The organism is Ignavibacterium sp. (assembly GCF_025998815.1).
In the GTDB taxonomy this organism is placed as follows: Bacteria; Bacteroidota; Ignavibacteria; order Ignavibacteriales; family Ignavibacteriaceae; genus Ignavibacterium.
In genome coordinates this window covers 2,601,835-2,618,719 of the sequence record NZ_AP026678.1, presented here as the reverse complement: position 1 = coordinate 2,618,719, position 16,885 = coordinate 2,601,835, and the positions used below count along the sequence as shown (strand labels likewise).

Here is a 16,885-nt window from a genome sequence, read left to right as displayed (position 1 = left end):
TTTTTATTTTAAAAATAACATTTTCTTTGTCTCAACAAAAGCTCCTGCTTTTAATTGATAATAATAAACTCCGCTGGGCAGATTAGGGTTCGCACTGTATAATGTAGAATGAAAACCGGCTTCATAATAATCGTTTACAATAGTTTCTATTTCTCTGCCCATTAAATCATATATTTTTATTGTTTGCCATCCGCTTACAGGCGATTGCCAACTGATTTTAGTGTCTGGATTAAATGGGTTCGGGTAATTCTGATTTAATGCAAATTCTTTTGGGCGTTGAGTCTCATCTTCAACACCAGTTAAATTAACTGTGAAATGGTAAACATCTGACCATGGACTTACTCCACCATCATTATTTGTCCGCACTCTCCAGTAGTAATCAACATTTGGATTAAGCGCACCGCTTTCAACTAAATATGAAGCAGCATTTGAAAACTGTAACAAAATGATTGTATTAAATAAGGAGTCAGTTGCTACCTGAACCGAATAATTTGTTGCTGTAACCAAACTATCCCAAACCAATAGCGGTGTTAATGTATTTACAATTGAGTTGTTTGCAGGAGATTGAAGATTTGGTGCAGATGTGGTTGATTTATACATCTGCAGGATTACCTGATCAGAAAATGATTTATTAAATATTTTTACTTCATCAATCTTTCCATTAAAGAATTCCTGGAAATTTCCCGATGAATATTGTCTGCATCCGATACTCATTAAACTGTTTGAGTTAGATGGGTAATTGATAGTTTGAACTCCTGCTTGCATACCATTATGATAAAATTTTATCTGGTCAGCAGATTTTGAAATTGTAACAAAAGCCCATTCACCTGGTGAGTAATTTATAATTTCCTCAGAACTAAAATCTCTGAAGGCATTATCACTGTAAAGAAAATAATTAATTCTGATGCCATTACCCCAAACAGGATGAGAACCGAAACCAAGTCCCCAGATATTATCATTTTCATCATAACCTGCAGAAACAATTCTTGAAGTACCCACCACAGATACATTTACCCAGGCACTCATTGTAAAATCTCCAAATCCAAAATCATAAAGAGAATTTTGTGGGACCTGTATTCTGCTATCCGAACCGTTAAAGTAGTAAGCAGCATCCTGATTAGCATATCTGTCGGTTGTTAATAAAGCATTGACAGCGCTGCCATTATTATGAAAAACACTTTCATCATTTGCATTACCATTGAACGGGAAATATGCAATTAAGCTGTCAGGAAAATAAGTAGTTGAATCGTTATATAAAGCTAAAATCTCGTTATCATTTAAAACGCGGTTATAAATTCTGAAATCATCAAGATAACCTTTAAAGAAATTTCCGTTATGATTTTTCCCGATGAAAAAATCAGGACCAGGAGCATAATCCATTGCCAAATTATGATTATCTGTCTGTTTTAATTCACCGTCAACATAAATTGAAGTGGTTGAGGTTGTTTCGCTAAGTTTTTTATATGTAACAACAACATTCTTCCAAACATTTAAATCATTTAGCCCATAAATTGGGTTAAAGTATATTCCGGGCTGTGCAACATTGTATCCATTCAAGTATGATAATTGTCCTCCGCTAAAAAACTGCTGATATCTATGTCCGCCGTCTACCCAGCCAATTACAACAGCTGCTGGGCCTGGAATTTCAGTTAATTTATACCACCCGGAAATTGTTAGCTCGTCAGAAAATAAATTTGGATTATCAGGGATTGATATAAAATCACCGGTCCCAATAAAGTAATATGCTTTTCCAGGTATACCAAATCTATCCTGAGTTAAGGTGGCACCATTAACAGTTCCATTATTGTTGTTGCCACTTTCATCATTTGCATTTCCGTTAAATGGAAAGTAAGCAACAAGCCCTGAATCAAGATTTGTTTGAGCAGAAATTGAAAAAGAAATTAAAGAAAGAAACAAAGTGATAATTAATGTCTTCATAATTCACCTGATTGAAATTAAAGTTTGGGAGGGTTTTGTGATGTCTAATTTCGAGGAGAGTATAATAAGTCCATGCCTTGAGGAGTGCGTTAAAAGGTTCTGACTGCATATATTCCCCTGAATGTAAAACTACACTCGAAACTTAATTATTCACAAGTACTATAGCAATGTTCAGAAAAAAATTTTAAAATTATTTTTCAGAATCATCTTCCTGCTCAATTAATTTGTCTATCTCATCAAGATCGGGAACTTCTTTAAATTTTATGTTTTTAGGTATCTCAAAATATTTTTTATCAACGGGAATATTAACCTTTATGGAAGTAGCTTCCTGCTTACTCTTCACTCCGCTGAAATCTGATTCTGTATATAAAAGAATTCCATTCCATATTAATATTTTACCCAATTCGCCCTTATATGCAATACAATCCTTACCAAGATATTTTTCTGTTCCGACTTTTTTGTAACCCATTTTTGAATAAAATTCTTCAACAAACTTATCGAAATCAGTTTGCTGCATTTCGAAAAAACCTTCGAGTAAAGGATTTTTCATTTTGGTTCCTTCGTTCGGCTTTGCCGGATCATATGTGTATTGTTCATCCTTTAATGATATTACCCAATTGTTATCTTTTGAGTATTGTGTAGATATTTCATTTTTCATTGCACTCTTTAATCCGTAATCATCAAAATATAAAATACTTTTTCCTGAACGAACTCCGGAATATTTGTATTCAATTATACCTGACTTTATGCCATAAGGTTTAAGAGAAGTTTTTTGTGCATTAACAACAGGATTAAAAACAATTAATGTTAAGAATAACAATACAAAACCTGATTTGATTTTTGATGATAACATATTTCCTCCTTCTATTTTTTGTTTCTTGATAAGATAACACAATCATTATTGTCAGATTGAAAGTGACTTTGCTCTTTGTCTGATAAACCACATTCTGCTGGTTGTATTTGTGATTTTTTAATTCCCATTTTGATAAGCAAATTGATAATGTTAGTAGTTCTCTTTTGAGAAAGTCTTTTATCGGCAGATGTATCACAACAAACTGCTATTGAAAATTTGTCTTTGGGAAAGTTTTTTATTACTTCGGTAATATCATCTATCTCCGATTCAGAACCGGGTTCAATTGTTGATTGTCCGGGTGTGAAAGGATTATTAAAAGTTGTCTTATCTGAATTTATCAACTCATCAATTTTATTTTTTATCCGCTCTTCTTTTTTCTTCCTTTCCTCTTGCTTTTCCTTTTCAGATTTGATTTCATCTTCAGATAATGGAGTAGTAAGTTTATATGCACGCCAGGTATATTCATATTCATGCCACATTGATTTATTATTTCTGTGTGTGCCTGTTTTGTGAAATGTGGCAAATGGTAAATCGTGTAAAACTTTTTTCTGCTTGGTTTGTTTTTCTGGTACAGTTATTTCCGTAATCTTTCCGGTTTCTTCATTCTTAATCGGAAATTTTTTTTGAATGGTTACATATTCATAAAGTGTCTCTTCACCTGAAGGATAAACATCAGCCGGTTCATTAAGAAATGGAGTCCAGCAGGGAAACTTTGCTCTTTCTTTTTTATAGTTTACCATATACTCTATTGTAAGATCTTTATCTCCACCCTTAACATCTCCGTCCATCTCAAGATATAATGAATTGCCGGAAAGTTTACCGCTTATATCAAAGGTTCTGTTTTCAGGTCCGTTAACAAGTCCTTTATAATAATATTGAACCTGAGTAATTCCGGGAATTGATAATACCAATCCTGTTGGGGGCGAACCAAGTGCAACATCGAACATCAAAGTTGTCGCAACATCAGGGCCAAGTGCTAATACCAATTCTTCCAATGTTGTTGGACCAACTTTAGCTCCTGCATTAACTGATATTCCTGCACCGCAACGACAAAGCTCTTCTCCCATTTCAGATTTTTGTGAAATGTATTTCATAGCTTCATTATATTTTTCTGACAGTTCACCCATTATCTGATTCATTAGTTCATCAAGTGCAATTTCTTTCCACGATTTTAACTCAACTTCTTCAAATGAACGGAAAAGTAATGAAGCACAATTTAATCCTGCTCCTATAGTATGAGTACCAGCACCGCAACGATTTGTAACTAATGCCGAAGCCATTTTTCTTATATCTTCGTTAATAGTGTTGTTCTTTAACCAATTAAGAAAATCTGATTTTATTTCTTTTCCTTCTGTGCTTTTGGGATCAATCTTAGAAAATCTTTTTGTCAGATTCTGAAATACCTTCATATCCATCGCAAATTTGTTTTGTTCTTCATACCATTCTGAATTAAAATTCTGCACAGCATTTTTACCAAGTTCTGCAGCCCATTTGAAAATGCTTGGGATAAGGTTCATTAGATTTATTCTTTCATTAACCTGCTGAGTAAGCGCAGCCAGTCCACAAAGATTCGGAATGAGATCATAGGTTATTATTCCTTTGCCGGTTATACTTCCATCCGGATGAATAGTAAAGTAGTAATGAGAAACATGCGTGACCATCAGAGACATGATTATCTTTTCATTTTCAAACGGGAGATTGAACTTGCCTTTTGTGAATTGCCTGGCAAACTCACCGGCTGTTTGTTTAAATCTTACTTCCCAACCCCAGCCGGAGCCAACCCAATCGCCGATGAAAGGTTTTATGTCTTTATTTTGCGACGACAAATTTGCATTAACAATGATAATGATCAGATATAAAAAATATTTTTTCATCTTATCATCTCATTTATTTTTTCCTTTAATTAAAAAATCATTCTCAAGGCATAAATATCAAATGCAAAATCCACTTGAAGTGTCCCGTGGTTCCCGGAATTGGCATAATTAGTTCCGCACCATCCTGAGCCAATATTCTGATATTATGTGTAACATCCGGCGGATTAAATGGAAGTGTATGATTGATGCCATCACAACCAGCCGTAACAGTTCCGGATGCATGTTCATATATTTCAAATTCCATCCATAGAACTGCCTGATCGTCAAGCACCATTTCACCGCCAAGGGTAACATTTACAGTTCCCACTTCATTATAAATACAATTAGAAGGTAATCCGGTCATTGTCCCTGTCCAATCAAGGTTGCCGCTGCCGTTTATCTGACCGTGGGGCTCTATAGTAGTATTAACATTGAAAGGAATAAATCCAGTAATGGTTCTGCATATTTCAGCTCCTTCTGCTGAGACACAATAATCATAAGAGAATTCCAATTCGCCCCTCACATAGCAACGATTTAGAACTTCATTTAATTTTTCACTCATTTGTTCTACAATGTGTTCATCAGCACCGATTAAGATTGCCATTTCGTGATACTTTAATAAAGTCTTTAAATAATAACCACAAGGTTCATCAGGAATTGGCTGATTCATAAACAGATTTACCCGTTCCGTAACTTTTTGAACTATTGTATTATGAAGCTGTTCTGACAAATCTGTTTCGCCAATTAATTCAAGCATAGACTCGTACTTTAATAGTGCAGTTATCAAATCATAAAAAGATTGCCAATCCCAAACATTGCTGTTTTGTTCCTGACTGGCATTCTGAGCTTGAGAAATTATTTCATTACTTGTGGGTATCGCTCCACCATAATCACTAAAATGAAAAATAAAAGCTTCAACAGTTCTGTTGTTTAGCCATTTGCTTTTAAGAGGATGAGCGAGATTGTTTTCTTTTCTATAGTAGAGAATCGCTTTGGATGTGTCTGAAATGTCTTTATTAAAAGTAACTTTAATAGTTGCTGCAGAATCCAATTTTAATCCATCGGGAAGAATCCTGATAGTTGTAAGAATATTTTGTGAGAATGGATTTGTAAGTACACTGTTCATTACTTCTAAAGTAATTGCCGTTGTGTCCTGAAGGGCATAAGCGGGTATTATCAGTTTAATCTGATCACCGTTATTATTAGTTAGTTCTATTATTCCATCACTGTTGGGTAAAATAGTTTTGGTTGACGATGCAAATGTTTGAATGTTATCAACCGGGTTGCTCTCGTCTTTGCAAGAGAAAAGTAGCAAGGTTGCCAGCAGTAGAATTAGTAAATAAACTAGTCTGCCCATAATTTTTGTTTTCATAGAATCCCCTTTAAATGTTCTTAAATTTATTTTTTCAAACTCATCTTCTTTGTTTAAACTCAAACATCACCAAAACCCTCTCCTCCATAGAATGCTTTGCATAAGGAGAGGGCTTTAAAAAATTATCTTATTAAAATCATTTTTTTAGTCTGAATAAAATCTCCTGCTATAAGTTGATAGAAATAAACTCCGCTTGGTAGTGATGCTGCGTTAAACTCAACTTCGTATCTTCCTGCTGGTTTGTATTCATTCACCAATGTTGCAACTTCATTTCCCAACACATCAAACACTTTTATTGTTTGCCAACTGCCTACTGGCGACTGCCAACTGATCTTTGTGCTTGGATTAAATGGGTTTGGGTAGTTTTGAAATAGTTTGAATTCTGCTGGTGAGAATATACTGCCATTTTCATCTTCTATATTAACTGCTGATTGGGTATCAATGATGTAAGCAGACGATTTTCCTGTTGCACTATTATATCCACTGCCAATAATAAATCGCCCATCGGGAGTAATTTTATTTGCAGTTCTAAGTTCTGAGCCATAAGTGATTATATTACTAAACACCTGTTCTAATTTTTTCATTCCATCTTCTTCTGTCCATAGAAAGGCTCTATGAAGATTTCCTCCCAAATCAATTGTTCCGACAATCTTTTTACCATCAGCAGATACAGAGTAAGCTGTACTAAAAGCAGAGCCAACGTTATCATTATGAATATCAACCATCCCATTTGTTATAGTCCATTTAAAAGCATGACCTCTGGTTCCATTTGGATGATTGACATCAGTTCTTCCGACAACTATTGATCCGTCTTCAGAAACCCCATTCGCTTCACTTTGATATCCACCTAGTCTGCCAAGATCCTGCAATCCCAAATTTGGTGTCCATCTGAATGCATTATGATATGTGCCATATTCAGCATAACCTACAATTACACTTCCATCATAAGATACTGCATTAGCCCTGCTGATACACCCGTTGCAAAACGAGCCAAGATTATCCATCACGCCATTTTGTAATCTTCTGAAAGCCATGAGTATTCCATAATACCCATCTTCTGATTCGCCAACAATAATTTTTCCATCACCGGAAATGTCATGAGCAATCGCACAGTCTCCGCCTAGCGTTCCGATATCAACAATTCCGGTTGTATCTGTCCAGAAAAATGCCCTGCCAATAACATTGATTATATTATCCTGGGCATTTCCAACTATGATTGTTCCATCTCCGGAAACTCCATAAGCGTGGGTGTTTAAGCCGGCAAGCGTTCCCAAATCAATAAACCCTTGATTTCTTTTCCATCTAAACGCCTGAGGATGAGAGTATGGTTGGCTAACGCTATATTCTCCAACGACAGTATTTCCATCATCACTTACATCATAAGCTTGTGAAAATGGAAAAGCGCTTGAGTCAATCCAAGTTATTGATTGCGAAAAGCTAATCTGATTAGAAAAAATAAAAGATGTTAAGATTATCAAAAGAGTATTGATCCTTTTCATATCTCTATCTCCTTTTTATTTGTCTTCCTTTCCATTAGTACTACAATTAAAAAAGATTTATTTTTTTACTTCAACAGCATCATCTTTTTTATGCTTAAATAATTTCCTGCCTGCATTCGGCAGAAATATATTCCTGATGCTAAACCGGAAGAATTAAATTTAACTTCACTTCGTGTTATCTTAATTTTCTTTCGAAAAAGTTGTTGATCTTTTATCAAACCGTCTCTTAGTTAAAAAATTTAGACGGGATACCCTTGTCTTTAATATTTAATTGATACTTATTTTCTTTCCAATGCCTCTATTCTCCTGGTTAAATCTTCAATTATTTTCTGTTGTTCCTGAATTGCTTTTACAAGCGGCACTACAAACTCTGCATAACGCAAGCTGTATAAATTGTTTTCATCTTTTGGTTTTTCTACTCCACTGAATTCAAAACCAAGCTCTGTTGCTGCCTGTTCTACTTCCTGAGCAATAAAACCAGTGTATCGGATGGCTTCTTTTTCTTCTCTTGATTTGCGGTCTATTTCATCTGGCTCAAAAGTAATATTGCCATCTTTGTCTCTTTTCTGATCTTCTTTAAGAAATGCAGAAATTTCATTAACAGCAACATTATAAGTAACTGGTCGCAGTTTCATAATAAAATCAAGTCCCCTAACATCTTCTCTTACATTCTTTTTATAACGACCATCGGAGTATGTGCTCCAGTTTACCTGTCCGCCTATCCAGGTTATTGATGAGTTTCCGATATGCACTCTATTGCTTCCCGTAGGTCTTGCTTGATATCCAAGCCCCATACAGTTAGTATAGCCACTTGCATTTGGGTAGGCATTACTACCAACAAAAGTACCTTCGCTAAAAGTATAATCATCACCAGCACTAAAACCTATTGCGGTATTATGGTCTTGCGTGGTGATGTCATTAAGAGAATACGAACCACTGGCGGTATTGTAGCCACCTGTTGTATTGTAATAAAGCGCTCGAAATCCGTTGGCGGTATTATCATATCCTGTGGTGTTGTAATAAAGTGCGGTAAATCCGTTGGCGGTATTATAGTATCCTGTAGTGTTGGAATAAAGTGCCTTAAATCCGTTAGCGGTATTATCAACTCCTGTGATGTTGGAATAAAGTGACATATATCCAATGGCGGTGTTATCATATCCTGTGGTGTTGGAATAAAGCGATTGGTATCCAGCGGCGGTATTATAACCTCCCGTGGTGTTTAAAGAACCGGAATTAAAACCGACGAAAACATTTTCATTACTGCTTAAGTCATCATTCGCCCCAGCACCTTGTCCAACAAAAACAGAAAGGCCGGTGTTGTAAGTTTCTATTTGTCCTTTGGTGGTAATGCGGGTTCTTAAGATATTATTTGTGCGTATATCAAATGCTTTTGCATCCGTAGTACCAATGAAATTAGTTCCTGGAGTTGTACCTGCATTACCAGTGAGATTCCAGGAGTAGTCCGCACCGGTCTCGTCCGGGGCTGTTATCCAGGCAGTGTTTGAGGCATTGCGTTTAATTACTTGATTTGCAGTCGCTCCATTTGTACCAATATCTTCAAATAAAATAGTACCATTAAGAATTTTTGTAGTCGTAACAGCGTCGTTTAAAATCTTTGCAGATGTAATTGCGTTATCTGTAATATCTGCAGATGTAATTGTAGCATCTAATATTTTTACAGAAGTTACAGAGTTGTTTCCTAAATCTGCCTCTACTATCGTTCCATCTGCAATCTTTGTGCTTGTTACAGAATTGTTTTGAAGCATTGCATTTGTTATTCCATCATTTGCAATACTTATTGTTCCAGTTGTTGTTATTGGTCCGCCTGTTAATCCAGCGCCTGTGTTAACCTGTGTGACTGTACCACCGCCGCCGCCAGAAGCAGATATTGTTAAGTTCTGTCCACTTGGTGTTATTGTAACATTACTTCCTGCTACAAGATTTACATTATCTTTTAATGAGTTGATTGATTTTACTACTTGTGTATTTGCAATGTCCGTTGCTGTTATTGTTCCATCAACTACTTTATCTGTTGTAACCGAGTTATTTGCCAGGTCTGATGTTGATACTGTTCCATCAACTATCTTTGCGGAAGTTACTGAGCTATCTGACAGATCATTTACAGTAACAGAACCATCTGCAATCTTTGTGCTTGTTACAGAATTGTTTTGAAGCATTGAATTTGTTATTCCATCATTTGCAATACTTATTGTCCCCGTTGTTGTTATAGGTCCGCCTGTTAAGCCGGAACCTGTGTTAACCTGTGTTACAGTTCCTCCTGCTCCATTTGCAGCTGATATTGTTATATCATTTCCGCTTGGCGTTATTGTAACATTACTTCCTGCTACAAGATTAATGCTATCCTTCAAACCATTTATGCTTTTAACTAACTGTCCGGTCTGAATTTTAGATGCGGTTAAACTATTATCAGGAACAGTAAGACTCATTCTGCTGTAAGGTACTGATGAGAAAGCAACTCTGGGCGTTAGTTCGCTGCCACCACTGACTGTTATTCCGAGCCAGTAAGCTGCATCAAAAGGAAGATTGATTGGGGTTGCACTGCCCAGCTGAGTTGAGAAAATTCCGTCAACAACATTTACGAGTTTCGTTTCTGTCCATTGTGCTGTGCCGCCGGTTTCAGCGTTGTAAATTTTAAATGTCAGGTTATAATCTCCGTTGGAAACTATATTACCGGAAGCATCTTTGAGAACACCTTGAAAATTAATCGTTTGGGGTATGCCTTGTGAAAATATTTCACAGATAAATAAAAGAGCACAAAAAATAATTGAAAAGATTTTGAGTTTCACAATCTTTTCTCCTTTTAATTTTTTTAACCTTTCAATAAGTGATTAGAAAAAACTATTTAACTGTTTTATTGTTACCATTACGATCTTACTTCAACAGCATCATCTTCTTAATGCTTACATAACTTCCTGCCTGCATTCGGCAGAAATATATTCCTGATGCCAGATTATTTCCGTTAAACTCAATCTCATAACTTCCTGCTGGTTTGTATTCATCAACAAGTGTTGCGACTTCATTTCCAAGTACATCATAAATTTTTAAAACGGTCAGGGCAAGCCCCGACCCTACATTTGGAATACTGTATCTGATTTTTGTAGATGGATTAAATGGGTTGGGGTAGTTTTGATAAACTCTATACTCCTCCGGAGAAAGTGTATTATTCTGTTCAACTCCGGAGGGGTCCTGAAGATATTTGATAACAATGTAATCCCAGTAAGTTGAATCCGTTGAAGTTTTACCAGCTACATAAACTTCCTTATTCTTACCCATCAATATTAAGTTGGCTTCTTCCTCCCAGGGCTGAGCATATTTCTGTATCCATTTTCTGTTTCCATCCTGATCGTATTTTATTGTAACAATATCGTTCCCTGAAGCAGAGGCGTATTCAAATCCTGTTACATAAATATTGTTTTGATCATCTGATGCTATCGCTTTACCCGCATCATAATAATTACCGCTTCCTGAATATTTTTTTGTCCAAATAGTGTCTCCGTTAAACGGATTATATTTTATTGTAAGAATATCTTCAAATGTTCCAACTATATAACTGCTGCCTGTAACATAAATAAAACCAGATGCATCAACAGTTATAGCATTTCCTTCATCTTGTCTGTTTGCGTAACCTTTATATTCGGATACCCATTTCTCATTTCCATCTTTATCATATTTTATTGTAACAAGATCTTCATAAGAATCAAGACTACTTCCTGTAACATAAATATTGTCATCACCATCAATCGCAATTGCATTTGGTTGATCGTGACTGTTAGCTGGTCCGGAATAAGTTTTTGCCCAAAGACTATCTCCGTCAGTGTTATATTTGATTACCTGTATGTCTCGATTATAGGTGGGATTATTTGGATTCTGGCATATTCCGGCAATGCAGGGATTACCATCGTTATCTATCGCCATTGCAGAAGCAACATCAAGATAGCTTTGTGGATTATGATAAAGTCTTGTCCATAAAGCATCGCCATCAGGATTATATTTTACTGTAAAGATTACATTCGCAGTTATAATCGAATTTAAATCTGTATCTACTGTTCCCGTTATGTACAAATTATTGTTTCTGTCGGTATTAACAAACAGCGGAGGTTGCACCCAATCCAAATCACTTCCTTCCCCACCGAATTTACGAGTCCAGATAGTATCACCATCCGTGTTGTATTTAATAGTAATAGCAACATACCTGCTTGAGCTAAGTTCCCAGCAATATCCTGTAACATAAATAAATCCTGCGCTGTCCATTGCTATTGCTGTTGGGATATCATAACCAATCCAATTCCCGGGAAAATTGTAACGATTTATCCACAGCAATTCTCCGTCGGGACTATATTTAATTGTCGAGTAATCGTATTCAGACCCAATACCTATGCTCTGCCCGGTTATAAATACATTTCCCGAATTGTCCACCAGCATAGCATTTATTATATCCTCATAGTTTCCGGGACCATTGTATGTTTTTACCCAATCAGTTTGTACCGATTGACAGAAAACATTAACTGATATGAGGAAAAAACATCCTATAAACATATTAATCCAATGCATAAAAGTCTCCTTTGTTATTTATTTCAAATACAACATTTTTTTTGTGCTGATAAATTCTCCCGCCCGTAACTGATAAAAGTACACTCCGCTTGAGAGATTCTGACCATTAAACTCAACCTCATAACTTCCCGCTGACTTGTATTCGTCTATAAGGGTGGCTACTTCGTTTCCAAGCACATCAAACACTTTTATTGTTTGCCAACTGCCTACTGGCGAATGCCAACTGATCTTTGTGCTTGGATTAAATGGGTTTGGATAGTTTTGATAAAGTTCAAATTTTTTAACTATTAGATCTTCATTTTCCGCATATGTTGCTGTATCTACTGAATCGACTATCACAAATTGAGATAAGGTGTTGAATGGTATTGTGCTATATAGATAATTATCAGAAACTTTACCTCCTATATATTCCCAGGGACTATTCTCATTCGTTCGTTTTAACCAACAGAGGTGATTCTCTAAATTACTTTTCTTTCCCAGATTATTTAAATCTGCCCCAATCATTCCGTCTTGAAAATCAAAGCCATTCTGTGCGTTGATGTTCCATGCTTTTTTTGAATGCAGAATCATATTATGTGGTAATTGTCCGGGATAATTAATTGAGGATGTGTCGATCGAAATTGTTCCAGAATGAATTGTTGATGCAAAAAACGTTAGATTATGCCCTTTACCCAACTTAGCCGGAGAGTATATATATGCCGAACCACAATTGGTAAAATTATTTACATTATCCTGATGTGCTCCAATTACATAATTATTTTCAAACAATCCTACCGAAACACCAAATTGATCATTTTCTTCTCCGTCCTCTGCTACAATTTTTTTCTTGAAAACATAGTTCCCATCCTGAAAGCTATAAAGATAAGCTGCACCCATATAATTATTTTCATAACAAGCCCCGATTAGTAATTTATCACCGTAGGCACTAATTGAATATCCAAAGAGAGCATTTGGTTTAGGTTCAGGGGAGAGGATTCTTTGTGTTTGTTGCCAGCCAATTGAAGGATTGTACTTATAAACATAAACTGCTCCTTGACAAGCAAGAGGATCAAACCCGTAATTGTATGAGCTAATAATAATAGTTGAGCTATTGGGTGATTCTATAGCCCATCCAAAACCAAAGTTATTTCCAGGAGTTGGATTGGTAAATAAATACTCTGTCCAGGCACCACCATTTCTAACTTCAAGATATACAGTGCTATGGAATTCATCTCCAATCAAATATCCTGCAACCGTATCGGGTATAAAGGAAACAGCATTGCCAAATGTTTTGGAACTGTCATTTGGATAAAATATTTTAACTATTCCCCAACCCGAATTAAAAGAATATAGATAAGCTCTTCCGGTAGCCCCCAAAAAACCTGCAGGACAACCAATGAGTATTGAATTATAATGATTAACTTGTACAGATTCTCCAAACCAATAATGTTGTTCTTCTAAATATATGGTAGATCTGTAAGTCCAAGAACCACCAACATTTTGATAAATCAACACAACTCTTCTTCCATAACCAGCAATAGCCGCAGTATTTTCTTTGATATCAATTGCATTTCCAAAAAACTCACCAGGAACCGAATTAGGATCTTCTAGAAATTGTGTTTGAAACCACCCCGAATCCGTCTTTGTAAAAACATAAACTGCCCCTCTAAAGTTATCATGACCAGTTGAGCCAATCATTATTGTTGTGCTATCTATCGCCACTGCTGAACCGAAGTAATAATTTGCTGCGCCATCTTGAGCGATTTTTTTATCAACTTGTGCTTGAAAAATTACAGGTTGAGCAGTGGTAATAGAAACTCCTATTATCAGTATAAGAATTATTAAGAAGATCTTTTTCATTTTATTCAACCCTTATGAATATTTTTTTATTACTAAAATTAGTTCTTCAGGCAGGCAGAGAATTGTTTTTTTGTTCCAGACTTTTGTTATTTTGTGTCAATGAAGGCAGTTTTGACGGGTTGATTGTAAAGCAGCAATTGTTGAGAGGTAACATTATATGGAAAACAGCAAGTCATATATGGTGATTATGGCTTGCTGTTTTTACCATCAAGCACGAAATATTTATTATCTGAGCAATATCATTTTTTTCGTTTCGGAGAAATTACCAACCTGAAGTTTGTAGAAATAAACCCCACTTGGCAGTTTAGAATCAGCCGTGTAAGATATGAAATGATATCCTGCTTCATAATATCCATCAGTTATTGTTTCAATCTCTCTTCCAAGCAAATCATATAATTTTATTGTTTGCCATCCGCTTACAGGTGATTGCCAACTGATTTTTGTGTTTGGATTAAATGGGTTCGGGTAATTTTGTTCAAGTTTAAATCCAGTAACAACTAAGTTATTTTTATCATCAACGGAAACAGGATTGTACAACGGAGCTTCATAAACTCCGTTTCCGTGAGTAACCGCACGAATTCTGTTTGAAGCACGTACAACGCTCAGATCCATTACAATACATCCAAAAGGAAGTCCGACTGAATAATCTGACCAGCTTTGCCCAGCATCTGTTGAAACATAAACTCCGATATCATTACCAAAGTACAAAATGTTTGAGTTGTTTGGATCAATTGTGATAGCACTTGACGGAACATCAGGTAAAGATGAGCCAATGTCCATCCAGCTGTTTCCTGCATCTGTTGACTTAAATAAATGCGATGTTCCGAAACCGGAAAAAACTATGTACACAGTTTTTGAATCATTAGGGTCAACAGCAATATCATCAGGATATCTATCAGGCAATGTTCCTGTAATATTTGTAAAAGTGTTTCCTCCGTTAGTGCTTCTGAAAATTTTTGCCCGTGAATTTATCGGTGCTGTACCAACATAAATTGTATCTGTTGAAGTTGCTGAAACACCAATCGATAGAATTTGATTTCCATCCAATACCGCTCCTCCATTTCCGGCAATCCAGTTTGAACCTCCATCAGTTGATTTATGAAACTTTTTACTTCCGGCGTAAATGACATTTGAGTTTGAGCGACAAACTATAAACGGTGCAACAAAAGCCGGACTTTCACTTCCCGAAGGTCCAATTGATGACCAGTTTAAGCCGCCGTCAACACTTTTAAGAATATTCAAATACTGATAAGTACCATACATAATATTATCATTGTTTGGATCAATTCCTGTCTGACAACCATCACCTCCAATTGTTCTGTACCAGGCAACATTTCCCTGATAAATCGCAGTTGCGTTGTCCTGCATTCCACCTATTGCTAGATCGGGTAAATTGTAGGAAGATGAAAATCCATTATAAAACTGTGTCGATTGATATCCACCATTACAACCTGCAAATGTTTCACCCGCATCAGTTGATCTGAAGACTCCACCATCGGTTCCAAAGTAAATAATATTTGGATTTGTAGGATGAAAAGTTATCGAATGCTGATCAGCATGAACATAATCCGGAGGTCCTTCGGGTCCACCAGGAGGAGTTACACCAAAATCCCAATTATACCAATAAGATTTTTGTGTAAGGGTATATCCACCATTTGTAGATTTAAAGACATCTATACCACCGGTTAAAACTAAGTTTGGATTAAACGGACTAACACCAACCCAATGTGAATACCAACCCTGATAAGTTGCATAATCAGTTGTATTCAAAATTACCCAGTTATTTCCTCCATCCATTGACTGACATAACCAGGTTCCTGTCCCGGAACTACTTCCGTTTCCAATTGATGCAAAAATAATATTAGGGTCAGGTGGATAAATAGATAGAATTGCTTTGCCATTAAATGAGGCCGGTAGTCCGCTTCCTAATTTTGTCCATATATTTCCACCGTCTGTAGTGCGATAAATTCCGTGTCCTGTTGAACCAAAATTGCCGTGTGTTACAAAAACTATATTGCTGTTTATTGGATTTATTACAACATCAAAACCCATTATAACCGGATGAACATTTTCCCATGTTGTTCCTGAATCAGTTGATTTAAAGATTCCCTCTGTTGTTGCAGCCCAGACGATTGATGGATTATTCGGATCAATCTCGACATCATTTACACCTCTTTGTTGATTATAAGACCAGTCAAGAGATTTAGTCCAGGTTTGTCCGTAATCTGTTGTTTTCAAAATACCAATTCCATAGCTGCCACGAGTAGTTCTTATTACTTCACCACCTAAAGCTAACTGATAATTATAAACTTCGCCTGTTCCTATGTAAATTGTGTTTGAATCATCAGGTGCGATTGCAATTGAACTCACACCAAGCACAGGATAACCTGTTTCAATTCTCTCCCAAGCTAAAGGACCAACACCGGCGGTATAACTTCTCCACAAACCTCCGCTTGCTGCTGCAGCAAAAATTGTATTTGGGTTTTGTGGATTGAATTCAACATCAAGAGTTCTTCCTCCGATGTTATGTGGTCCAATCTCTTCCCATTGATAATTAGCACCTGTAATCTTTCTCAGATTTTTTCTGGCAGAAACAAAAGCAGCATAATATTTTGCAGCAGGAATATCAGGTTCGGGATAAGCTCTTTTGTGAGTCCAGTTTTGTAATGCCTGCAAAGCTCCTGAAGTCTTTGGGGGCTTTTGATAAACATCTCTGTTTTTACTGAAATAGAGGAAGGACATTGAAATCAGTAAAAGAAATAAAAAGAAGATTATAATAGATTTAAATTTCATAGCCGCCTCATCTGATGATATAACTTAGATTAAAAATTATTTGTGTAACTAAAAGTTTTATTGTTGTTTGTTTCTTCTTGCATCAATAAATGATTTAATGGCAAAGATTAAAAATAATAGACAAAGAATTGCCATTATTGCCTGAACTGTAACCGCTGCAGGTCTT

General features: G+C 36.1%; 9 protein-coding genes. All 9 read right to left on the bottom strand.

The window, feature by feature from the left end:
- Positions 1–3: 3 nt before the first annotated feature.
- The 9 genes from Q0X14_RS11345 to Q0X14_RS11305 all read right to left on the bottom strand — a co-directional run bounded on the left by Q0X14_RS11345 (position 4) and on the right by Q0X14_RS11305 (position 16,719).
- Positions 4–1,938: a LamG-like jellyroll fold domain-containing protein gene (locus Q0X14_RS11345; protein ID WP_297838515.1), complete on the bottom strand. Its 1,935-nt coding sequence runs from the start codon at positions 1,936–1,938 to the stop codon at positions 4–6.
- 190 nt (positions 1,939–2,128) lie between these two features.
- Positions 2,129–2,791 carry a hypothetical protein gene (locus tag Q0X14_RS11340; RefSeq protein ID WP_297838512.1) on the bottom strand — a complete coding sequence of 221 codons (663 nt, stop codon included), beginning with the start codon at positions 2,789–2,791 and terminating at the stop codon, positions 2,129–2,131.
- Positions 2,792–2,802: 11 nt separating this feature from the next.
- Positions 2,803–4,665, bottom strand: coding sequence for an OmpA family protein (locus tag Q0X14_RS11335; protein WP_297838509.1), 1,863 nt, complete (start codon positions 4,663–4,665; stop codon positions 2,803–2,805).
- Between the two features lie 43 nt (positions 4,666–4,708).
- Positions 4,709–6,016 carry a hypothetical protein gene (locus Q0X14_RS11330; RefSeq protein ID WP_297838507.1) on the bottom strand — a complete coding sequence of 436 codons (1,308 nt, stop codon included), beginning with the start codon at positions 6,014–6,016 and terminating at the stop codon, positions 4,709–4,711.
- A 122-nt stretch (positions 6,017–6,138) separates the two neighbouring features.
- Complete coding sequence (locus tag Q0X14_RS11325; protein WP_297838504.1) at positions 6,139–7,515, bottom strand: T9SS type A sorting domain-containing protein; 1,377 nt, start codon at positions 7,513–7,515, stop codon at positions 6,139–6,141.
- A 278-nt stretch (positions 7,516–7,793) separates the two neighbouring features.
- Positions 7,794–10,322: a tail fiber domain-containing protein gene (locus Q0X14_RS11320; RefSeq protein ID WP_297838501.1), complete on the bottom strand. Its 2,529-nt coding sequence runs from the start codon at positions 10,320–10,322 to the stop codon at positions 7,794–7,796.
- Positions 10,323–10,407: 85 nt separating this feature from the next.
- Positions 10,408–12,087, bottom strand: a complete 1,680-nt coding sequence (locus tag Q0X14_RS11315) for an SBBP repeat-containing protein (protein WP_297838499.1) — start codon at positions 12,085–12,087, stop codon at positions 10,408–10,410.
- 18 nt (positions 12,088–12,105) lie between these two features.
- On the bottom strand, positions 12,106–13,926 hold the full coding sequence (locus Q0X14_RS11310; RefSeq protein WP_297838496.1) for a T9SS type A sorting domain-containing protein: 1,821 nt from the start codon (positions 13,924–13,926) through the stop codon (positions 12,106–12,108).
- A gap of 225 nt (positions 13,927–14,151) precedes the next feature.
- Positions 14,152–16,719 carry a T9SS type A sorting domain-containing protein gene (locus Q0X14_RS11305; protein ID WP_297838493.1) on the bottom strand — a complete coding sequence of 856 codons (2,568 nt, stop codon included), beginning with the start codon at positions 16,717–16,719 and terminating at the stop codon, positions 14,152–14,154.
- Between the last annotated feature and the right edge of the window lie 166 nt (positions 16,720–16,885).